The organism is Pseudomonas weihenstephanensis (genome assembly GCF_001043055.1).
Lineage (GTDB): Bacteria > Pseudomonadota > Gammaproteobacteria > Pseudomonadales > Pseudomonadaceae > Aquipseudomonas > Aquipseudomonas weihenstephanensis.
Map to the genome: position 1 here is coordinate 606,157 of NZ_JYLF01000001.1, position 21,297 is coordinate 627,453.

The 21,297-nt window shown below is 56.2% G+C and carries 16 protein-coding genes and 3 tRNA genes; 7 read left to right on the forward strand and 12 right to left on the reverse strand.

Annotated elements, in window-relative coordinates; genetic code table 11:
- Positions 1–1,147: 1,147 nt before the first annotated feature.
- A complete protein-coding gene (locus TU86_RS02930) occupies positions 1,148–1,480 on the reverse strand; it encodes a helix-turn-helix domain-containing transcriptional regulator (RefSeq protein ID WP_048362792.1) in 333 nt (110 codons plus the stop codon).
- Positions 1,481–1,482: 2 nt separating this feature from the next.
- The gene (locus TU86_RS02935) at positions 1,483–1,800 is read right to left on the reverse strand and encodes a type II toxin-antitoxin system RelE/ParE family toxin (protein WP_048362793.1); all 318 of its coding nucleotides are present in this window, start codon (positions 1,798–1,800) and stop codon (positions 1,483–1,485) included.
- 558 nt (positions 1,801–2,358) lie between these two features.
- Here TU86_RS02935 and TU86_RS02940 point away from each other — a divergent pair.
- Positions 2,359–4,260 carry a potassium transporter Kup gene (locus TU86_RS02940; protein ID WP_048362794.1) on the forward strand — a complete coding sequence of 634 codons (1,902 nt, stop codon included), beginning with the start codon at positions 2,359–2,361 and terminating at the stop codon, positions 4,258–4,260.
- Between the two features lie 100 nt (positions 4,261–4,360).
- Here TU86_RS02940 and TU86_RS02945 read toward each other — a convergent pair whose 3' ends face one another.
- From TU86_RS02945 to TU86_RS02965, 5 genes are all read right to left on the reverse strand, one after another.
- A complete protein-coding gene (locus tag TU86_RS02945; RefSeq protein ID WP_048362795.1) occupies positions 4,361–5,641 on the reverse strand; it encodes a virulence factor family protein in 1,281 nt (426 codons plus the stop codon).
- The gene (gene mprF, locus TU86_RS02950) at positions 5,641–8,283 is read right to left on the reverse strand and encodes a bifunctional lysylphosphatidylglycerol flippase/synthetase MprF (RefSeq protein WP_048362796.1); all 2,643 of its coding nucleotides are present in this window, start codon (positions 8,281–8,283) and stop codon (positions 5,641–5,643) included. Before mprF ends, TU86_RS02945 begins: the two co-directional genes overlap by 1 nt.
- Before the next feature lie 259 nt (positions 8,284–8,542).
- A tRNA-Met gene (locus TU86_RS02955) sits at positions 8,543–8,619 on the reverse strand.
- 147 nt (positions 8,620–8,766) lie between these two features.
- Positions 8,767–8,843: transfer RNA gene (locus TU86_RS02960), tRNA-Met, on the reverse strand.
- 230 nt (positions 8,844–9,073) lie between these two features.
- Positions 9,074–9,150 (reverse strand) — tRNA-Met (locus TU86_RS02965).
- Positions 9,151–9,437: 287 nt separating this feature from the next.
- Here TU86_RS02965 and dinB point away from each other — a divergent pair.
- The gene (gene dinB, locus TU86_RS02970; protein WP_048362797.1) at positions 9,438–10,505 is read left to right on the forward strand and encodes a DNA polymerase IV; all 1,068 of its coding nucleotides are present in this window, start codon (positions 9,438–9,440) and stop codon (positions 10,503–10,505) included.
- 37 nt (positions 10,506–10,542) lie between these two features.
- Here the strand turns inward: dinB and TU86_RS02975 are convergent, their stop codons facing one another.
- The 4 genes from TU86_RS02975 to TU86_RS02990 form a co-directional block, all read right to left on the reverse strand.
- Positions 10,543–11,496, reverse strand: a complete 954-nt coding sequence (locus TU86_RS02975) for a hypothetical protein (RefSeq protein WP_048362798.1) — start codon at positions 11,494–11,496, stop codon at positions 10,543–10,545.
- 17 nt (positions 11,497–11,513) lie between these two features.
- Positions 11,514–13,229, reverse strand: a complete 1,716-nt coding sequence (locus TU86_RS02980) for a proline--tRNA ligase (RefSeq protein ID WP_048362799.1) — start codon at positions 13,227–13,229, stop codon at positions 11,514–11,516.
- 103 nt (positions 13,230–13,332) lie between these two features.
- A complete protein-coding gene (locus tag TU86_RS02985; protein WP_048362800.1) occupies positions 13,333–14,877 on the reverse strand; it encodes an AmpG family muropeptide MFS transporter in 1,545 nt (514 codons plus the stop codon).
- A gap of 42 nt (positions 14,878–14,919) precedes the next feature.
- Entirely contained in the window at positions 14,920–15,273 is a 354-nt protein-coding gene (locus tag TU86_RS02990; RefSeq protein ID WP_048362801.1) for an MGMT family protein, read from the reverse strand.
- 165 nt (positions 15,274–15,438) lie between these two features.
- Between TU86_RS02990 and TU86_RS02995 the strand changes: the two genes are divergently transcribed.
- A complete protein-coding gene (locus tag TU86_RS02995; protein ID WP_048362802.1) occupies positions 15,439–16,452 on the forward strand; it encodes a DUF481 domain-containing protein in 1,014 nt (337 codons plus the stop codon).
- A gap of 146 nt (positions 16,453–16,598) precedes the next feature.
- Here TU86_RS02995 and TU86_RS03000 read toward each other — a convergent pair whose 3' ends face one another.
- Positions 16,599–17,357 (reverse strand): SDR family oxidoreductase, encoded by a 759-nt coding sequence (locus TU86_RS03000; RefSeq protein WP_048362803.1) that lies wholly within the window; start codon positions 17,355–17,357, stop codon positions 16,599–16,601.
- 156 nt (positions 17,358–17,513) lie between these two features.
- Between TU86_RS03000 and TU86_RS03005 the strand changes: the two genes are divergently transcribed.
- The 4 genes from TU86_RS03005 (at position 17,514) to groL (ending at position 21,014) form a co-directional block, all read left to right on the forward strand.
- Positions 17,514–18,239: a HugZ family pyridoxamine 5'-phosphate oxidase gene (locus tag TU86_RS03005; RefSeq protein WP_048362804.1), complete on the forward strand. Its 726-nt coding sequence runs from the start codon at positions 17,514–17,516 to the stop codon at positions 18,237–18,239.
- Positions 18,240–18,310: 71 nt separating this feature from the next.
- Positions 18,311–18,784 carry an FxsA family protein gene (locus TU86_RS03010; RefSeq protein ID WP_048362805.1) on the forward strand — a complete coding sequence of 158 codons (474 nt, stop codon included), beginning with the start codon at positions 18,311–18,313 and terminating at the stop codon, positions 18,782–18,784.
- Positions 18,785–19,027: 243 nt separating this feature from the next.
- Positions 19,028–19,321, forward strand: a complete 294-nt coding sequence (locus TU86_RS03015) for a co-chaperone GroES (protein WP_016779794.1) — start codon at positions 19,028–19,030, stop codon at positions 19,319–19,321.
- A gap of 49 nt (positions 19,322–19,370) precedes the next feature.
- Positions 19,371–21,014, forward strand: coding sequence for a chaperonin GroEL (groL, locus tag TU86_RS03020; RefSeq protein WP_048362806.1), 1,644 nt, complete (start codon positions 19,371–19,373; stop codon positions 21,012–21,014).
- Positions 21,015–21,297 lie beyond the last annotated feature (283 nt).

Here is a 21,297-nt window from a genome sequence, read left to right on the forward strand (position 1 = left end):
CAGCGCGGTAACACAGCGGCGCAATGGGAGGTCACGAGCGGGGCAATGATGACGTGCCCGAATTCATTGGGCGGAAAGCCGGAAAAGTAATGAATGGGACGGTTTTCAAAAACGGCATCGCTCCGGCAATACGCATCAGGTGAGTGACGGGATAAATTTTGAAGACTGCTGAGAACCAATCAGATTAAGGGATGGAGTCGATCTGAAAGGCACTGCTGTATTGTATTTTTTTGCATTCAGCCATTCAGCCATTCAGCCATTCAGCCATTGAGGCGAGAGGCAATATTGCTCGAAGCGATTGAAGAAGGCTGAAAGCATTTGAATCTCACAAGATCTAGAGGGGAAGTGTTGGGAACCTTTCAGTATAACACGACATGTAGTGGTGTGAGGGCTCTAGTGCTCAGGCGCAATTCAAGGGCAAATGTGCATAATTTTTTTTTTGATTAAAAAATGATCAATTATTGTTTTGACAGTGATAGTCAAGGATTTGTGCCCTTAAGCACAGGTTTATCTACAGGGTTATCCACAGAGGCTGTGGATAAAAAACTATCAATCAGCTGTTGATTTCTCTTAGAAGAGATGGCTATTATTGGCCTGTCACTTCTACATGTAGAAGTCGATCTAAAGGGTGTCTACAAATTGGATGCCAAAAAAAAAGTCCCACATGCTTTTGCACGTAGGACTTCTAGCCTGAACTTGGGGATGATTTACGAGACCTTCCCAATTCAGAACCCATAGCCGAAAAGCTGCGGACTAGCTAATTCTATATCCGCTTGTGCTTTAGCACAACGTGGTCGTGAATTTTCTGGGTCTGTAGCTCCTAGGCACTATGTAAGTAGGAGATTTACCATGACAATCGGAAAAAAACCTGGGCAGAGTACCGGTAAACAAGGCGGCATCTTTCAAGAAGTAGGCCCTCGCGGCGGACCGAAAGATAATTTTGCGGCTGTTCCAGACAACAAGCCACTACCGCCGACCACAACGCCGGGAAATACTTGGGTCCCGACCCACGTTACTCCTGACAGCAAGCGTTAAAAAAAAGCCGCGAATCTGATTCGCGGCTTTTTTTTGTCAAGAAATACGTTTTTGCTAGTGACTAAAAAAGCCCTAGTTTTTGACTAGGGCTTTTTTATCTAACCTGAAGAACTTAAGCGCATGCTTCGTCTGTCCGATGTGTAACAACTTTCGACATTCCTATGCCTAGCGCCTGCAGTACCTTGAGGATTGTAGAGAGCTTTGGATCTCCGCCTGCCGCAATGGATCGGTAGAGATTTCCTTTAGCAAGGCCTGTATTTTGAGAGAGGCTACCCATCCCGCCTCTTGCGTCGACAAGACGACGGATAGCTAGGAGGAAAGCATCGCCGCCGCCTGCCTCGTCAATTTCTTCTAATGCTACAGATAGGTATTCGATGGCAAATGCTTCGTCTTCACGGAGCATTTCAAGAACGCTGTCTTCATGAGAACGAGTACGAGTTGTCATTTCTATTTCACCTTGTGAGATTTCCAGAGAGCCTTAGCTTGGTCGATGTCGTTCTGCTGTTTATCCTTTGAGCCGCCGCCCAGCAGGAAAATGACCTTTTGACCTTCGACTGCGTAATACACGCGAAATCCAGGGCCAACGTCCAGCTTCATTTCAAAGACCCCATCACCCACCGGCTCGGTTTTGCCAAAGTTTCCGAGCGCTGCCCGGTCAACTCTGGTGGTGATTCTCGCCTTAGATCGCTTGTCTCTAATGGTGTCGAGCCAAGCTTGATAGATATCCACTCCATTGGCAGACAGTACGTGTTCCACTGCGTACATTACAGACTGTACCTTAAAAGAGACGAAGCGCCGATTGAATTTTTCAATCGACAGCAGGGCTGTTGATCAAAAATGGGTCAGACATCCGTGCTGGATGGCACGTTGCCATGAAGGGACAAAGTGTACAGTTTGCCAGTAGGAATGGGGAGGCTAGTGGGAATATTACTGAGGAAGCGAAAAAATAATTAGTATATTTAGACCATCGTTGGGGCAACCCAGGGAAACAAAACCAACCTTGGGGTTGGCAGGCTTGGTAACGGTGGACATGGCGAACCTCGGTATGTAGTGACGTTACATGCCCGTAAAGGCTGCACGACGAACGGGCGCTTGATGCGCCTCTAATGAAAAAAAGTGCGTGATTTTAGCTATGGTCAACGCACTTGACCAGCGTTATGCGGGGATTTACGACGAGTGCTGCGCTATGCTGCGCGCCGTCGCGAAAGTAGGGTTTCTAAACTATGAATTTTCGTAGATAACAGTCAGACAATCAGCGCATGCTGCCGAGCAAGCGTAGCGCTCGCCATTAAGAACAGCGGTCTAGAGTTGTAGGAGTGGTTGATGGGGCAGGCAAGTAGTCAGGCGGCAGAAGGCGGGCATTCAAAAGCCAAGCCGATTGGGATGCTGGTTGCGGCGGTCGGGGTGGTTTACGGCGACATTGGTACCAGCCCCTTGTACACCCTCAAAGAGGTGTTTTCTGGCGGTTATGGGGTGCAGGTCAACCACGACGGTGTGTTCGGCATTTTGGCGCTGATTCTGTGGTCGCTGATTTGGGTCGTGTCGATCAAATACGTACTGTTCATCCTGCGCGCCGATAACCAGGGCGAAGGCGGCATTATGGCCTTGACCGCGCTGGCTCGCCGAGCCGCTTCGCCTTATCCCCAATTGCGTTCGGTGCTGGTGATTCTGGGGTTGATCGGCGCATCGTTGTTTTACGGTGACAGCATGATCACCCCGGCGATCTCGGTTCTATCCGCGGTTGAAGGGCTTGAGCTGGCGTTTGATGGCCTGGACCACTGGGTAGTGCCCCTCGCGTTGGTGGTGCTGGTGCTGCTGTTTCTGATTCAGCGCCACGGTACTGCCAGCATTGGCAAGCTGTTTGGCCCGGTGATGGTGGTGTGGTTTCTGGTATTGGGCGGGCTGGGCATTCACGGGATAGCCCAGCACCCTGAAGTGCTCAACGCGCTGAACCCTGTTTGGGGCGTGCGCTTTTTTGTGTCGCACCCTGGCATGGGCGTGGCCATTTTGGGCGCCGTGGTCCTGGCCTTGACCGGGGCCGAGGCGTTGTACGCCGACATGGGGCACTTTGGTCGCAAGCCGATTGCACGGGCGTGGTTCATTTTGGTGTTGCCTGCGCTGGCGCTTAACTACTTTGGACAAGGCGCATTGCTGCTCGAAAACCCGGACGCTGCGCGTAACCCGTTCTATCTGCTGGCCCCCAGCTGGGCGCTGATCCCGTTGGTGGTGCTGTCCACGCTGGCCACGGTGATTGCATCGCAAGCGGTAATTTCCGGGGCGTTTTCCTTGACCCGCCAGGCGATCCAGTTGGGTTACATCCCGCGCATGCACATCCAGCACACCTCCAGCGCCGAACAGGGCCAAATCTACATCGGCGCCGTGAATTGGTCGTTGATGGTGGGGGTGATTTTGCTGGTGTTGGGCTTTGAGTCCTCGGGCGCGCTGGCATCGGCTTACGGCGTGGCGGTGACCGGCACCATGTTGATCACCAGTATTTTGGTGTCGGCCGTGATGTTGTTGCTGTGGAAGTGGCCACCGATTTTAACGGTGCCCATTTTGGCCGGTTTTCTGCTGGTGGATGGCCTGTTTTTTGCGGCCAACGTGCCGAAAATCTTCCAGGGCGGGGCGTTTCCGGTGTTGGCGGGTATTGTGCTGTTTGTACTGATGACCACCTGGCGTCGCGGTAAACAGTTGTTGGTTGATCGCCTCGACGAAAGCGCCTTGCCGCTGCCGCTGTTTATTAGCAGCATTCGCGTGCAACCGCCGCACCGTGTGCAGGGTACCGCTGTGTTTTTGACTGCCCGCCCAGACGCTGTACCCCACGCGCTGTTGCATAACCTGCTGCATAACCAGGTCCTGCATGAGCAAGTGGTGTTGCTGACGGTGGTCAACGAAGACTCGCCACGGGTGCCAGCTGAGCGACGCTTTGAGGTGGATGCTTACGGTGATGGCTTCTATCGGGTGATTCTGCATTTTGGTTTTATGGATGAGCCGGATGTACCGCAAGCGTTGAAGCTGTGCCATCTGGACGAGCTGGATTTCAGTCCGATGCGCACGACCTACTTCCTCAGTCGCGAGACAGTGATCCCTTCAAAACTGGTGGGCATGGCGCGTTGGCGCGAAGGGCTGTTTGCTTTCATGCTCAAAAACGCCAACGGCAACCTGCGCTTCTTCAAGCTGCCGGTAAACCGGGTGATCGAGCTGGGAACCCAGGTCGAGATGTAGCCTGATAATAAAGCCCGGCCTTGTGAGAGGTCGGGCTTTTTGTTGTGCAGCCGCTGTAAAACGCACCCGTCATGGACGTTTGCGCACTGCTTGCATCGGGTTATTCGGCTACGGCCTGGTGTTTCTTGATCAGGTCGACCAGCCGTTGCGCCAGTGCCGGGTAGTTCTCGTCGAAGTGATGGCCGCCCGGTAGCTTCAAGCCTTCGCCCACTGCTGTTTTGGCCGTACAGCCGCTTTCGTCGACTTCCTCTTCGCCATAAATACACACGACTTTGGCTGGCGGCAGTTTTGACATTTCTTCGCCCGTGTCGGCTTCTGCACCCGCTTTACCCAGCCAGCCATCCACATGGATTTCAAAACTGCCACTGCGGGCAAATGCGAGCAACATAATGGCATCTACTCGCTTTTGCTCGGCTTCGGGTAGACGGTTGTAGGTGGCAGGCAGCACATCAGCACCAAACGAGTAGCCGACCAGCACAAAACGCTGGGTGCCCCATTTCTGGCGGTAGTGCTGCATCAGTTCTGTCAGGTCGGTAGCACTTTGCTCCGGGGTTTTGTGCTGCCAGTAGTAGCGCAGCATGTCGATACCCACCACCGGGTAGCCGATCTTGGCCATTTCACCGGCCACGTCACGGTCCAGGTCACGCCAGCCGCCATCACCCGACAAAAACAGCGTAACGGTATTGTTTTGCTGACCGGCCGGGACTTCGACCACCGGCATGCTCAGTCCACCGTTTTCATTGCCCACCAGGATTTTGCGCAGTTCATTGCTCAGCACTTGCGGCAAATGGATGTCGTAGTCGCTGATGCTGGTCTGTGCATTGCCCTGATCGCGTACGAACGCAGCGCTTGGATCGTCAGGGTTGTCGTTCCAGGCCACCAGCCAGTTGCCGTGGGCAGCCGACTTTGGCACGGGCAGGGCGCATCCCGGCTCTTCCAGCTTGAAGCCCACTGACACCGCTTGCGCTTTGTCGTTGGTTTGCACGGCCAGCCAGCGCCAGGCCAACGTTGCACCGGGACCTATGCCACTGACCAGCGTGGCCGGGCCTTTGAGTTGTGCGAGTGCGTTTTGCAGCGCTTGCTGCTGCAAGGTGCAGTCCTCTTTGGGCAGGATGACCTGCGCCAACTGAGCGGCGCCGCCGCGGCTCAACGCCAGTAATTGCTTATCGTTGAGCGCTTCTTCGGCAGGTACGGCGATGACCACTTGGGCGCGGGCTTTCTGGCCCGGGATAACTTTGGTCAGCGTCGAGCCGTCGGCTTGGCTGATGTGTTCAATTGTGGGCTCAGGAGCGGGGCGGTTCCATGCCCAATAGCCGCCTGCCACCAGCGCGACCAACACCACCAGAGTGACCAGCAAAAACCGCCAGGAACGATGTTTCATTAACGTTTCACCAATCCAGTCAAGCCGCCTGCAATCAGGGCGGCGGTATCAGCCAGTGCGACCAGCGGATCAAGTCCGGCAGGCACGGCCATATAACGAGGTTCCCAGTCAGGCTGGAATTTGTCTTTAAAACGGCGCAACCCCTGGAAGTTGTACAGGTGCTCGCCGCGCTGGAACAACATCGACCCCAAACGCTGGGTCAGCGGTGCGCCCCGGCGCGGTTGCAAGCCAGACAACGGCACCATCCCCAGGCTGAAACGGGCATATCCGTGCTTCTTATAATGTTGAATCAGGCCGACCATCATGAATTCCATGGTCAACTTCGGCGCATCGGGGTGAGCGCGCATCAGGTCAAGGCTCGACAACTCGTGGCTGTGAGTCTCCAGCAAGTTGGCGAAAGCCACCGGTCTACCTTCGAAACGAATAATCGCCACACGAAAATGCTTGATGTAGTCCTCGCTGAATCGTCCCAGCGAGAAGCCTTTTTCGCGCACGTTCTTGCCCGTGAGCCAGGCATCGGAAATCACCTTCAATTCATCCATCGGTGCTTCACCCGGTTCGTGAATCTCCAGTGACAGACCGTCACGAGTACCGCGGTTCCAGGTGTAACGCAGGTCCTTCATCTCTTTGCCTTTGGCGTCGAGATCAAAGCGATGCAAATCGACGCGGGCTTCTTCGCCCAGCTTGATCGCGGTCAGGCCGATATCCATATAGAACGGCAGGTTTTCAGCGCGAACCTGATAAAAAACCGGGCGCGCGTGATAGGTGTCGCACAGGTCGCGAAACTGCCAGATCAACTCGGCACGTTGTTGGTTCGGCCCAATCGGGTCGTACAAGGCCACCAGGCTGCGGCCACGGCGGGCGTACATCAAAAATGCGTTGTCGTGCGGGTGGAACAGCAAGGCTTTATCGCCGGTCAGGGCCAGGCCGCCGTCGGGTTGGTTGGACGCCAGGAGGATTTTCTCGGCGCGTGCCAGTTCCTCGGCATCCGGCAGGTGGATGACGGGCCGGGCGGTGCGCAGCAGCCAGGTCAGCGAAATGATCACCAACACCACGGCGGCGCCCAGCAATGAGCGCAACCCGCGTGGCGCGTCGGCATCCAGGGTGAATTGCCACCACAGCTGATGGCTGTAAGGCACGTCCTGATAGGCAAACAGCAGCAACCAGATCGAGGCGCCCAGCACACAGAGGCTGGCGACCAGGTACAGGGGAGAGAAGGGCAGTTCAGTCAAACGGCTGGGGCGATAGAACGAGCGGCGAAACAGCGCCAGTAGGCTGGCGGTCAGGGCCAGAATGCACGCTTCTTCCCAGTCAAAGCCCTTGAGCAGCGACAGCACGGCACCCACCAGCAGCAAAATGGTGGTCAGCATCCACGCCGCCGACAAGCGTCGACGCAAGCCTTGAGCCAGCAACAGGCACAGCACGCCAATCAGGCTGGCGCCAAAGTGTGAGGCATCAATCAGGCGGTGCGGGATAAGAAAGCCGATGTGTTCAAGGCGGGTGTCGATTTCAGGGGTCGCCCCCGAGAACAGCAACACCACGCCCGACATGAACACCAGCACCGCAAGGATCGGAGCCGCAAGGCCCGAAGCGACGCGCAGACTTTGGCGGGTTTGAATCAGGCGCTGGGCTTCGTTGATCAGCAGCATCAGACACGCGACCAGCAGCGGCAGAATCACGTAAATCATGCGGTACAGCAGCAAAGCGGCGGCCAACGGCGCAGCCCCAAGCTTGTCGGCAAAGGCGGCGAGCAATATGGCCTCAAATACACCCACGCCGCCGGGTACATGACTCAACACGCCTGCGGCCAGCGCCAGCAGATAAACCAGCATGAAAGCGCCAAACGGGGGCGCTTCGGGCAGTAACAAATACAGCACGGTGGCGGCTGCGGCCACGTCCAGGGCAGTGATCACCAGTTGCAGGAGCGTCAGGCGTGGGCTCGGCAGGCGCAGGGTGCGTCGGCCAGCCTTGACCAGCAAGTTGTCCGGTATCGGTTGTTCGGGCAGTCGGCGACGATAAATGCCCAGTGCCAACAAGCCGAACAGTGCCAGCACTGCGAAAGAAATCGCACCCAATAAATAGGCGGGAATGTGCAGGGCGGCTGCAGCTGCGGGCAAATTACTTAATGTTGCGAGCGCTGCCAGGGGCGGTAACGCGCAGCCTAAAGAGAGGCTGGCGAACAGCGTCATGTGTGCCACTTCCGAGGCGCCGACACCGTGGCGTGCATATAAGCGGTAGCGCACCGAGCCACCGGACAGCAGCGACAGGCCGATGGCGTTACCAATGGCAAAGGCGGTGAAGCCGCCAAGTGCCAAGGTTTTGGGAGGCAGTTTGACCCCCGCGTAGCGACTCGCAGACCATTCATACCCGAGCAGGATCAGAAACCCGACAGCCGTGGCAGCCACCGCGCCGAAGAGGGCGGGCTTGGGCACCTCAAGAATGGAGTCGTGCAGTGCGTACAGGTCAAGTTCGCTGAGTAGATGGCGACATGCAATCAGGGCTATCGCAAACAGCAGCAAGGTGAGCACCAGCCCGATGGGTTGACGGTACTTGCTCAGCAAATCCAGCCAGCGCAAGCGGGTCGCGGCAATCGGGTGGGCTGCTGTAACGGTGTCTTTGGGGAGTGGCGAGTTATCGGGCATCAATCACCTCGTGGATCGTGCGCGATAGGATGGAGGCATAGACTCAAGTTACCAATCCTTTTGGCTAAAATATTTTGAAATACTTTCAGTTGTTTGCCTGAGGTTCAGGTTGACGAGGTAAAAAGAAGGTAGTTGCTGCGCCAGGGGATAGCTGCACGCACTCTCAGAAATATGCCGTTTATTGTCAATAAACGCATGCGAGGTACTTTTCGAGCGCACACAAAAAAGGCCACTCTTTCGAGTAGCCTTTTTCGATGTTTGGTTGCGGGAGCCGGATTTGAACCGACGACCTTCGGGTTATGAGCCCGACGAGCTACCAGACTGCTCCATCCCGCGTCTGTGTGGGCGCATTCTACAGCTGAACGAAGATGTGTCAACGCTTAATTGACCGTGCGGTCGAAATAAACAACTTTCAGGTGGCGGGTCAGCAAAAACACACACGCACAAAAAAGGCCGCTCTTTCGAGCAGCCTTCTTCGATGTTTGGTTGCGGGAGCCGGATTTGAACCGACGACCTTCGGGTTATGAGCCCGACGAGCTACCAGACTGCTCCATCCCGCGTCTGTGGGGCGGATTCTACAGCGATACGCCGAAGTGTCAAACTTTAATACGTAAAAACAATGAATTAGGTCGCATGCGCAGATTTCAACCTCAAAGCAGGGCGCGGACTTGGTCGTCACTGCCGCAGGCTTCAATGGGGTTGCCAGTGCAAATGATGGTCAGCAAGTTTCATTGCATAAAACGCACGCGCACAAAAAAGGCCACTCTTTCGAGTAGCCTTTTTCGATGTTTGGTTGCGGGAGCCGGATTTGAACCGACGACCTTCGGGTTATGAGCCCGACGAGCTACCAGACTGCTCCATCCCGCGTCTGTGGGGTGGATTCTACAGCGATAGGCCTTGCTGTCAAACGTTAATTTACGGAAAAACCTTTTGGTTCAATTGGTTAGCTGATAAATGCAGCTATAAAAAGCGTCACAGAGCCCGCGGCGCAAGGGTTTAGGCTCTATCAGGGGAGTGATTTCGATTAGAAAAATAAATTAAGCGTACAATTCCCACGCTGGTCGGGGAGTATTAAGACTACTGGTGCTATATACAGTTCAGGGTGACATACTGGCGATCCGCTTTACTTCACCTCGGAAAGAACGCCGGCCTACATGACGCAGCGAAAAATCATCCACGTCGACTGTGACTGTTTCTATGCCGCCATCGAGATGCGTGATGATCCGAGCCTGGCAAACAAGCCTATGGCGGTCGGCGGCTCGGCCGATCGACGCGGCGTGATCTCTACCTGTAACTATGAAGCGCGGGCTTACGGCGTGCGCTCGGCGATGTCATCCCGGCATGCCCTTAAGCTGTGCCCGGATCTGGTGATTGTCCACGGCCGCATGGACGCTTATAAAGAGGCGTCCAGGGAAATACACGGCATCTTGCGTGATTACACCGAGCTCATTGAGCCGCTGTCGCTGGACGAAGCTTATCTGGATGTCTCGGATAGCCCGCATTTTGCAGGCAGTGCAACGCGTATCGCGCAAGATATTCGGCGCCGGGTCTCTAATCAGTTGCATATCACCGTCTCTGCGGGCGTGGCGCCAAACAAATTCCTGGCCAAAATTGCCAGTGACTGGCGCAAGCCCAATGGTTTGTTCGTCATCACCCCTGACCAAGTGGACGATTTTGTATCGGCACTGCCTGTAAACAAGTTGCATGGGGTGGGCAAAGTCACGGCTGACAAGCTGGCGCGACTGGGGATTGAAACCTGCCTTGATTTGCGCGACTGGAAAAAAATGGCGTTGGTGCGTGAATTCGGCAGTTTCGGTGAGCGACTTTGGGGGTTGGCGCGGGGGATTGATGAGCGCTTGGTGCACAGCGACAGTCGTCGTCAGTCGGTCAGTGTCGAAAACACCTACGATGTGGACTTGCCGGATCTTGCCGCATGCCTGGAAAAAATCCCTGAACTGCTCGATACCCTCAATGGGCGCATCAGTCGGCTCGATGCCAGTTATCGCCCGGGCAAACCGTTCGTCAAAGTGAAGTTTCATGACTTCACCCAAACGACTCTTGAGCAGTCGGGTGCAGGGCGGGACGTGGAAAGCTATCAAAGCCTGATGAGTCAGGCGTTCGCACGAGGCGCCAAGCCCGTTCGATTGCTCGGGCTGGGGGTGCGTTTACAGGATTTGAGCACCGGATTTGAGCAATTGGAACTGTTCGGCGCGCGCCCGTAGCCGCAGCCTTGGGCGGCCGCTACGGATGGCTTGTATGTCAGCTAACCCCCGGATCTGCCACCAGGCGCCCGGCGTTTTTGGTCAAGGACTGAAGGAATTCGCGCTGTAATTCAGGATCATTACGCGTGAGTTCGATCAGGCTCTGCTCCAGCTCGCTGGCTTCTTCTTCCAGCCCCAGTTCAGACAAGCGTTTAACCCGATGCACCCATTGGCTGACGTCATCACCCTCCAGGTCGTCGTAAATCAGGTTGTGCGCTTCCAGCAGTTTGCCTCGCAGGTTGCTGCTTACCGACAGGGTTGAATCCGAATGGGTTTCGTCCTGCGCGTCTTCTACGGTGATCGTCAGCTTGCCGACGTGATTGAGATCTTGTTCGGCAAACGGGCTGTCCAGCAAATTGAGGCGCAGCACGCCATTGCGGTCAGTGGTCAGCTCATGGTGTTGGGTGCCTGCGGTCACCACCACGGGACGCTCGGCCCACGGCAGGCTGGAATATTCCAGGCGCGATTCGCGCTGAACGTCTTCAATGCCTGCCAGGTTCTGCTGCGCACGGCCGTTGGATTGCACATTCATGGCCGGGTTCAGGCCGTCGACGCCATAGCTGAGCCAGTCTCTGGTGACACTGTCTGGCAGTTGCCCAAACATGAAGATGTTCAGCACATTGGCGCCCACACCTGCCACAACCGCTACAGCTCCCAGTGGTACCTCGTAGATTTCTCGCCAGGGTTGGTAGGGGGTGTAGCGGTCATAGCGCCGGGTAACATCGAACTCAGTGACCTCAAAGGTCTTTTGTTCATTGATGCGCACACGGCGTTGCGGCAGCTCAAGCACAGACGGTGAGCCCACATCGATTTGTAAGCTGTGGGAGAGCAATTTGCGCTCAATGCGCTCCTCGTGCTCGCTGCGTTGCGACATGTGATTGGCGCAGCCGCTCAACAGCAGGGCGCCGCACATGGCGGCGCCCCCGAGGGTTAAGGTACTTCGATTGAACATGGCGTCTCTATCTGGGTTCAGCGACGGATACGTGCCTGAAGGAATGCGAGGACGTCAGCGACAGGCAGGGCTTGCGGCTCTGCTTCTGTGCGGCTCTTGTACTCAAGGTTGCCTTCGGCCAGGCCACGGTCGCTGACCACGATGCGGTGCGGGATGCCGATCAGTTCCATGTCCGCGAACTTGATGCCCGGGCTGGTTTTCTTGTCGCGATCATCCAGCAGCACTTCAAAGCCTGCGGCGGTCAGTTGGGCATACAAGGCATCTGTGGCTTCACGTACCGCTTCGGTTTCGTAGCGCAGTGGCACCAAGGCAACCTGGAAAGGTGCCAGAGCATCGCTCCAGATAATGCCGCGCTCGTCGTTGTTCTGTTCGATGGCGGCTGCCACCACACGCGAAACACCGATGCCGTAGCAGCCCATGCTCAGCGTGACCGGCTTGCCGTTCTCACCCAGCACCTGGCACTTCATGGCTTCGCTGTACTTGGTACCCAGCTGGAAGATGTGACCGACTTCGATGCCGCGCTTGATTTCCAGCGTGCCTTTGCCGTCCGGGCTAGGGTCGCCAGCCACCACGTTGCGCAGGTCGGCAACGGTAGGGACGGGCAGGTCACGCTCCCAGTTCACGCCGAAATAATGCTTGTCGTCGATGTTGGCGCCAACGGCAAAGTCGCTCATCAGCTCGACCGAGCGGTCAATGATGCACGGCAATGGCAAGTTCAGCGGGCCCAAAGAACCTGCACCGGCACCAATGGCCTCGCGCAGTTCAGCGTCACCGGCCATGACCAGCGGGCTGGCCACGAGCGGGTGGTTGGAGGCTTTGATTTCGTTCAGCTCGTGGTCGCCACGGATGACCAGGGCGATCAGCTTGCCTTCTTCGGCAGCGTGAACGATCAGGGTCTTGACGGTTTTCTCGATCGGCAGGTCGTAGCCTTCGACCAATTGCACGATGGTTTTGGCGTCTGGAGTGTCCACCAGGCGTAGCTCCAGTGCAGGAGCAGGGCGCGAGGTCTCGGTGGGTACGGCTTCGGCTTTTTCAATGTTGGCCGCGTAGCTCGAACCGTTGCTGAAAACAATGTCGTCTTCGCCTGACTCGGCCAAGACGTGGAACTCGTGGGAACCGGCGCCACCGATAGAGCCGTTGTCGGCTTCAACCGGGCGGAAATTGAGGCCCAGGCGCGTAAACACGTTGCAGTACGCCTGATGCATGCGGTCATAAGTGACCTGCAACGACGCTTCGTCAGCGTGGAAGGAGTAAGCGTCCTTCATGATGAATTCGCGGCCGCGCATCAAGCCGAAGCGTGGGCGGATCTCATCACGGAATTTGGTCTGGATCTGATACAGGTTGATAGGCAGCTGTTTGTAGCTGTTCAACTCGTTGCGGCACAGGTCAGTAATGACTTCTTCGTGGGTCGGCCCCACGCAGAATTCGCGACCGTGGCGATCTTTAAGGCGCAACAGCTCAGGGCCGTACTCTTCCCAGCGACCGGACTCCTGCCACAGTTCAGCCGGTTGAATGCTCGGCATCAGCACTTCCAGAGCACCGGCAGCGTTCATTTCTTCGCGAACAATGGCTTCGGCCTTGCGCATGATGCGCAGGCCCATCGGCAGCCAGGTGTACAGGCCCGAAGCCAGTTTGCGAATCATGCCGGCGCGCAGCATCAGCTGATGGCTGATAACGACCGCGTCCGATGGCGTTTCTTTCTGTGTGGCGAGCAAATATTGACTGGTGCGCATGGTTAGCCGGTGCCGTTGCTGATGACTAGAAATGACTGGGCATTGTACGGGCGAGAGTTGCTTGCGTACAGGCCAGGCGGGGGAGGTAGGCTCCCCCTCGTGTTTACGGGGTTTTTTCGAGGTCGACGGGGGGATTCAAGCGAGCGCGACGGCTCTCTTGATACCAGTGCAGGCTAATCAGCAGCAGCGTTGGTATGCCCATGACGGCCGTAATGATGAAGAAGGTGTGATAGCCGAACTTTTCGACCATCACACCCGAATAGCCGCCCATCAAGCGCGGGAGCAATAACATGATCGAGCTGAGCAGGGCGTATTGCGTGGCCGAGAACTTCAGGTTGGTCAGGCTCGACAGGTAGGCCACGAACGCTGAAGTGGCGAGGCCCGAGCTGAAATTGTCGAGTGAAATCGTGACAATCAGCATCTGCAGATTCGGCCCCATATCCGCCAGCAGCATAAACAGCAGGTTGGTGCCTGCCGACGCCGCGCCGCCAATCAGTAGAATCGGCAAAATGCCAAAGCGCACAATCAGCAAGCCGCCCATGCCGGCACCCACCAGGGTCATGATCAGGCCAAAAATCTTGCTGACGCCGGCGATTTGATCTTTGGTGAAACCTTGGTCGATATAGAACACGTTGGCCATCACGCCCATTACCGTGTCCGACATGCGGTAGGTGGCAATCAGCCCGAGCAGCAACAGGGCTTGCCAGCGATAGCGCACGATAAAGTCGTTGACTGGCGTCAGTACAGGCGCCAGCCCGCGTCGTCCAATTGACGACAAGCACAGCACGGTCAGCAGGGTGTACAGAATCGCTCGCAAGAATGCGCGGTCTTCGAGCAGCAGGTCTGTGGGGCTCAGGTCCCCAAACATGACGCCCGCAAAGTCGGTGTTGTAGAGCTGCGTAAACATCGCGGGCACCGACACCAGCAGCACAATCAACACAAAAACCGACGCCAGTTGATGGCCGAAACTGTAACGCCCTGCCGACAATTGGGTGCGCAAAGGCACCGGGGGTTCGCGCATAAAGAATGTGGTCAGCAGGGCCGGGACCATCAGCACCCCAAACAGCACGTAGGTGCCTGTCCAGGCCGAGTGTTTGTAATTAAAGCCGGTTGAGCCGAAGCCTTCGGCAAAAAACAGAGCGCCCGCGGTGGCCAGCAACGCGGCCACGCGATAGCCGGACATATAACTGGCGGCGAGAGCGGCCTGGCGGCTGTCTTCTGCAATTTCCAGGCGATAGGCGTCCACGGCGATGTCTTGGGTTGCCGAGGCAAATGACACAATCACCGCGATGGCAATCAGCCATGAAAGGTGTTTTTGCGGATCGCAGAAGCCCATGCCGATCAGGCCCAGGATCACCAGCGATTGCGACAACACAAGCCATGAACGCCGCCGCCCCAGTTTGCCGAGCAAAGGCAGGCGCCACTGGTCGAGCAGCGGTGACCACACCCATTTAAAGGCGTAAGCCAAACCAATCAGACTGGCGTAGCCGATGGTTTCGCGGGCCACACCGGCTTCGCGCAACCACACGGAAAGGGTTGAGAACACCAGCATGTACGGCAAGCCGGCGGCAAAACCGAGCAACAACAGCACAAGAGTCGAGGGGCTGGCATAGGCAGCGAGCGCGGCGCGCCAGGTTTTACGGGGCATGGGCTGGAGTCTGCCTCAGGTTACGGAAACAAAGGGCGCACTCTAACCGCAGTGCTCTATCGGGCGCCAGCCATGACGCTGTATATCCACACGATTATTCATAATGCTTAAACCCTCAGTGCGCAGGCGCGCACGTTGCTCGTCCCCCGACGGGCTGCCTGCTGGCAAGCTGATACGTCCTCCAGCCGCCAGCACGCGGTGCCAAGGCAGTCGCGAGCCTGCGGGCAGTTGGCTGAGAGTGCGTCCCACCCAGCGAGCGGCCCGGCCCAGGCCTGCCAGCGCGGCGAGTTGGCCGTAAGTCACAACGTAACCGGCCGGGACCTGCATTAATGTGGAGTACAGCGCCTCACGACGAATCTCGGCGGCTGTTTGAGTGGCGCAAGAGTCTGAATTCACCGCCAGTGCCTTAATGTTTTTTGCTTATAAATGTAAATGAAGACATTTCTGTCAATTGGAATACTGAAGGAACTACAACCTTTTCAGTCGGTCTTTCTATGCCTGGGGCGTATCCATCTGGATAATGCCGGCATTCTTTCGCAAATCTGAGTTTCGCATCTGCTTATGTTGTCCAGAACCTTGTTATGCCTCGCTGTCCTGAATGTGTCCACGCCTTTGCTCGCTGATACGGTCTGGTTGAAAAACGGTGACCGCCTGAGCGGCAAAATCAAAGTGTTTGATGGTGGCAAATTGCTCATTCAAACGGAATATGCGGGTGCCATTCCGATTGACTGGAAACAAGTCAAAACCCTGGAGAGCGATCAGGAGCTTCTGGTCAAGCAAGATGCTTACGCAGGCGAAAAGGCCAAGTCACTCAAAGCCGCTGAAGACGGCAAGGTTATTCTGGCCAACGGCGAAGCGCCTAAAACGGTAGAGCTGGCCAGCATTCAGCAAATACTCAAGCCCAAGCCGGTGATTGAAGACCTGGTCTGGAAGGGCAATGTAGATGTGGCGCTGGACTACAAGCGTGCAGACAAAGACACCGACGATTACGACATCGATTTCAAAACAACGGCGCGTCACGGGTCTTGGCGTCACCATGCTGAAGGCGAATACAACCGCGAGTTCCAGAACGACGTTGTGACCACAGACAACTGGAGCGCCGAATACGCGCTCGACCACTTTATTGATGAAAAGTGGTATTGGCAGGGCCGTTTGACCTACAAGCGCGACAAAGTAGAAGACGTCTCCCGCCAGCGCACTGTGGGTACAGGTCCCGGTTACCAGTTTTGGGATGATGAGTTGGGTTCGTTTTCCTTGGGTTCTTTGCTCAACCGTACCGATTACGAATACTCGGATGGCAAAAAAGACAATTTCTACTCCCTGGCCATGAAGTGGGATTACAACCGTTACTTGTTGGGTAAAACGGTTTCGCTCTTCACCAATGGCGAGGTGGGTAAACCGCTGGGTAGTGCTGCGGATTACAGCCTGGATGCCGAGATCGGCCTGCGCTACAAAGTCACCGAATGGGCATCGCTCAACCTCAAGGCCGAGAAAGACCTGATTGGTGGCGGCAGCGGCAGTGACAATACCCTCAACAAAACCCGCTACACCGCAGGCTTTGGTGTGACCTGGTAAGGGCCTCGACAGCGAGCACTCTGTAGCCGCTGACGAGCAACGCGAGGCTGCGTGCGGCGGCGAAGCCATCGCAAACCCCTCCAACCTTGAACGTCAGCCCTACCGCAGCACGCGCCTCATTTACAGGTGCGGTGTCCCCCAGCGGGTTAAATCCGTAACCCGCCATCCAGCTCAAGAATCCGCCCGGTGTAGTAGTCGTTTTCAAAGATATAGGCCGCCGAATGGGCAATTTCTTCAACGTTGCCCATGCGCTTAAGTGGAATAAATGCCGTCATTTTTTCCAGCGCTTCGGGCTTCATGCCCAAGGTCATTTCTGTCTCAATAAACCCCGGAGCAATACCCGCCACGCGGATGCCATAGCGCGCCAGTTCTTTGGCCCAGGTCACGGTGGCGGCGGCAACCCCTGCTTTGGCGGCAGAGTAGTTGGTTTGACCCACATTTCCGGCCCGCGAAATGGATGAGATGTTGATGATCGCGCCCTGATTGCTCAGCTCTACCATCTTGGCCGCCACCTCACGGGTGCACAAAAAAACACCGGTCAGGTTTACGTCGATCACCGCTTGCCATTGCGCCAGGCTCATTTTGCTCATGACGCCATCTTTGACCTTGAGCAACAGGCCGTCACGCAGGATACCGGCATTGTTGATGAGGCCGTTGATCGCACCAAAATCATCAGCAATTTGTGAAACGGTTTGTGTGACTTGTTCTTCATCCGCCACGTTGCACAGGTATGCGCGGGCCTCGACGCCGTGGGCCTGACAGGCCGCCACTGCCAATTCGAGCTTCTCGGGGTTGAGGTCAATCAACGCCAGTTTTGTCCCTTTGCCCGCCAGATACTCTGCCATGGCCCGACCTAAGCCTTGGCAACCGCCAGTGATAATGATTACTTTGTCTTTTAGTTGCATGACAGCCCTCGGCAGCAGTTGAACGGTGTGATTCCTTACGCAGCCGTTGATCAACGCCTTGGGAGCGGTCGTCTATCAAACATAGCCCTGAGCGCGGGTGTGCTACATGCCCTGAACTCGTCCGTTTTTGACGGATTTTTTATAAGGAGTCATAAGTTGAGCGTTGAAGCCGTCAAGCATGCCCGAGAATTACTGCTCAAGGAATACCGTGGAGCGCTGGCCACCCAGTCCAAGGCGATGCCGGGCTTCCCGTTTGGCTCGGTGGTGCCCTATTGCCTGGACGAGCAAGGGCAGCCCTTGATCCTTATCAGCCGGATTGCCCAGCACACCCATAACCTGCGCAAAGACCCCAAGTGCTCCTTGATGGTCGGCGAGCGGGGCGCTGAAGATGTGCAGGCGGTGGGTCGCCTGACCTGCCTGGCTGAAGCCGAGCAGTTGACTGACCCTGAGGCGATTGAAGCGGCTGCCGAGCGTTACTACCGCTATTTCCCTGAGTCGCAGAGCTACCACACGGCCCATGATTTTGACTTTTGGGTGCTCAAGCCCGTTCGTCATCGTTACATCGGCGGTTTTGGCGCAATTCACTGGCTCGATCAGGTTACGTTGGCAAACCCGTTCGCCGGTCAAGCTGAAGTGCGCATGGTCGAGCACATGAACGATGACCACGCCAATGCGATCCAGCACTATGTTGAACTGGCCGGCTTACCGCAAACCGTGCCCGCCACGCTGGTCGGTATTGACAGTGAAGGCATGCATTTGCGCATCGGAGACGGCCTTTATTGGCTAGGCTTTCCAGAGGTCTGTAACAACCCGACACAAGCCCGCGAGGCTCTGGTCTTTCTGGCGCGTGCGAGCCAATGGCCGAAAAAACAGCCAGCCTGACCTTGAATTCAGCGCCAAGCGCCGTCATCTAAGAGGGGTTGGAAGATATTCTTCCGGAGAGGAATCATTTGATGCGCGCTTTTCTATTGCTCTTTCTGTTGTTTCCAGTGCTAGAGCTGTACGTCTTTTTTAAGGTCAGCACCGCTATCGGGTTCTTCCCCGCGTTGCTGCTGATCATTGCTGGTTCCATGCTGGGCGTTCTCGTCGTGCGTGTGGCAGGTTTGGCGACTGCGCTCAGTGCGCGTGAAAGTTTGAACCGCGGTGAGTTGCCCGCTGAACAAATGCTTCACGGTCTGATGATGGCATTGGGTGGCGGTTTGCTGGTGCTTCCAGGTTTTATCAGCGATGTTGCCGGTTTGCTGTTGTTGATGCCGCCCGTGCGCAGCCTGTTGGTGAATCGTCTGCGTAAACGTGCGCAAGAACAGGCCATTCGTCAGCGTGCTTTCGCCGATGAATTTGATGTGCCGACCCGGCCTGGTTCGCACACGCCTCTAGGCCGTGAGCCTAATGTGATCGAAGGCGAATTCGAGCATCGCGACAAGTAAAGCGGCTTAGCGTTTTCAACACGGCACCTCGAGTGCCGTGTTTGTTTTTTAACGGTGTGTAAACGCAAAAAAAACACGCGTGGGCCCTTGTAATCAATAAGGGCGCCCTCATGTAACGGACACCGCAGGGTTTTGCTGGCAACAGCAAACACTCTTCCGCGAAACACTCCCGGCAATTCCGGACTTGTAAACCCAGCCGGTATGAAACCGGCCGATGAACACCACAATTAGGAGAGATCGACAATGAAGCTTCGTCCTCTGCATGACCGCGTCGTAATCCGTCGCAGCGAAGAAGAAAAGAAAACCGCTGGCGGTATCGTTCTGCCGGGTTCGGCTGCTGAGAAAGCCAACAGCGGTGAAGTCATCGCTGTGGGCACTGGTCGCGTTCTGGACAACGGTGAAGTGCGCGCGCTGGCCGTAAAAGTGGGTGACAAGGTTGTGTTTGGCCCGTACTCCGGCAGCAACACCGTGAAAGTAGACGGCGAAGACCTGTTGGTAATGGCTGAGAACGAGATTCTCGCTGTTATCGAAGGCTGATTTCCCGCTCATTTTCCCGTTACTACACAGTATTTAAGGAAGAACGAACATGGCTGCTAAAGAAGTTAAATTCGGCGACTCCGCCCGTAAAAAAATGTTGGCCGGTGTAAACGTCCTGGCTGACGCAGTAAAAGCGACCCTGGGCCCTAAAGGCCGCAACGTGATCATCGAGAAGAGCTTCGGCGCTCCGACCATCACCAAGGACGGCGTGTCCGTTGCCAAAGAAATCGAGCTGAAAGATCGCTTCGAAAACATGGGCGCGCAGCTGGTTAAAGACGTTGCCTCCCGTGCCAACGATGACGCCGGTGACGGTACTACCACTGCAACCGTACTGGCTCAGTCGATCGTCAACGAAGGCCTGAAAGCCGTCGCTGCCGGCATGAACCCGATGGACCTCAAGCGCGGTATCGACAAAGCGACCATCGCTATTGTTAAAGAACTGCGTCAGCTGGCCAAGCCATGCGCTGACAGCAAGGCTATCGCTCAGGTAGGCACTATCTCTGCCAACTCCGACAGCTCCATCGGCGACATCATTGCCGAAGCCATGGAAAAAGTCGGTAAAGAAGGCGTGATCACCGTTGAAGAAGGCTCGGGCCTGGAAAACGAACTGTCTGTGGTTGAAGGCATGCAGTTCGACCGTGGCTACCTGTCCCCTTACTTCGTAAACAAGCCAGACACCATGGTGGCTGAGCTGGACGGCCCGCTGATCCTGTTGGTTGATAAAAAAATCTCCAACATCCGCGAAATGCTGCCAGTGCTGGAAGCCGTTGCAAAAGCCGGCCGCCCACTGTTGATCGTGGCTGAAGACGTTGAAGGCGAAGCCCTGGCGACTCTGGTTGTGAACAACATGCGCGGTATCGTTAAAGTCGCTGCTGTTAAAGCACCTGGCTTCGGCGATCGTCGTAAAGCAATGTTGCAGGACATCGCTGTTCTGACAGGCGGTACCGTCATCTCCGAAGAGATCGGCCTGAGCCTGGAAAGCACCACCCTGGAGCACCTGGGTAACGCCAAGCGCGTGATCCTGTCCAAAGAAAACACCACCATCATTGATGGCGCTGGCGTTGACGCGGACATCCAGGCCCGTGTAACTCAGATCCGTGCACAAGTGGCTGATACCACTTCTGACTACGACCGTGAAAAACTGCAAGAGCGTCTGGCCAAGCTGTCGGGCGGCGTTGCAGTGATCAAGGTTGGCGCGGGTTCTGAAGTAGAAATGAAAGAGAAGAAAGCCCGCGTTGAAGACGCCCTGCACGCAACCCGTGCAGCCGTTGAAGAAGGCGTGGTACCTGGCGGTGGCGTGGCACTGGTGCGTGCGTTGCAGGCTATCTCCGAACTGAAAGGCGACAACGCTGATCAGAACGTAGGTATTGCTCTGCTGCGTCGTGCTGTTGAAGCACCTCTGCGCCAGATCGTTGCCAACTCCGGTGACGAGCCAAGCGTAGTCGTCGACAAAGTGAAGCAGGGTTCGGGTAACTACGGTTACAACGCTGCCACTGGCGAATACGGCGACATGATTGAAATGGGTATTCTTGACCCGGCTAAAGTGACGCGTTCGGCTCTGCAAGCGGCTTCCTCGATTGCCAGCCTGATGATCACCACTGAGGCGATGATCGCTGAGATCCAGGAAGACAAAGCAGCTGGCGGCGGTATGCCAGACATGGGCGGCATGGGTGGTATGGGCGGCATGATGTAAGCCAGCCTTACCCCGCTACGCAAAAGCCCCGCCTGAGTAATCAGGCGGGGCTTTTTAGTGCCCGGCTATTAGTGGGTCGTTGTTCGGCCACATGTGCTTGCGACGCCATCGCGCGGTGATAGCACATGAGCGCCGCAACGGGAGATCACGCACTTGCGTGCTTAGCGTTGAGACACCTGTTGTTAAGCCGCTTGCGCCGGTTTCCAGCTCAACATCTGCGCGGCAAGCTGGCGTAGAACTGCTGGTCATCGAGTTCGTTGTTACGAGAAGCGGCGAAGAATTG

Bases quoted from the DNA above. Each gene is read 5' to 3' on its own strand.
- TU86_RS02930 (WP_048362792.1), bottom strand. From the start codon at position 1,480: ATGACAACTCGTACTCGTTCTCATGAAGACAGCGTTCTTGAAATGCTC.
- TU86_RS02935 (WP_048362793.1), bottom strand. From the start codon at position 1,800: ATGTACGCAGTGGAACACGTACTGTCTGCCAATGGAGTGGATATCTAT.
- TU86_RS02940 (WP_048362794.1), top strand. From the start codon at position 2,359: ATGGGGCAGGCAAGTAGTCAGGCGGCAGAAGGCGGGCATTCAAAAGCC.
- TU86_RS02945 (WP_048362795.1), bottom strand. From the start codon at position 5,641: ATGAAACATCGTTCCTGGCGGTTTTTGCTGGTCACTCTGGTGGTGTTG.
- mprF (WP_048362796.1), bottom strand. From the start codon at position 8,283: ATGCCCGATAACTCGCCACTCCCCAAAGACACCGTTACAGCAGCCCAC.
- dinB (WP_048362797.1), top strand. From the start codon at position 9,438: ATGACGCAGCGAAAAATCATCCACGTCGACTGTGACTGTTTCTATGCC.
- TU86_RS02975 (WP_048362798.1), bottom strand. From the start codon at position 11,496: ATGTTCAATCGAAGTACCTTAACCCTCGGGGGCGCCGCCATGTGCGGC.
- TU86_RS02980 (WP_048362799.1), bottom strand. From the start codon at position 13,229: ATGCGCACCAGTCAATATTTGCTCGCCACACAGAAAGAAACGCCATCG.
- TU86_RS02985 (WP_048362800.1), bottom strand. From the start codon at position 14,877: ATGCCCCGTAAAACCTGGCGCGCCGCGCTCGCTGCCTATGCCAGCCCC.
- TU86_RS02995 (WP_048362802.1), top strand. From the start codon at position 15,439: ATGTTGTCCAGAACCTTGTTATGCCTCGCTGTCCTGAATGTGTCCACG.
- TU86_RS03000 (WP_048362803.1), bottom strand. From the start codon at position 17,357: ATGCAACTAAAAGACAAAGTAATCATTATCACTGGCGGTTGCCAAGGC.
- TU86_RS03010 (WP_048362805.1), top strand. From the start codon at position 18,311: ATGCGCGCTTTTCTATTGCTCTTTCTGTTGTTTCCAGTGCTAGAGCTG.
- TU86_RS03015 (WP_016779794.1), top strand. From the start codon at position 19,028: ATGAAGCTTCGTCCTCTGCATGACCGCGTCGTAATCCGTCGCAGCGAA.
- groL (WP_048362806.1), top strand. From the start codon at position 19,371: ATGGCTGCTAAAGAAGTTAAATTCGGCGACTCCGCCCGTAAAAAAATG.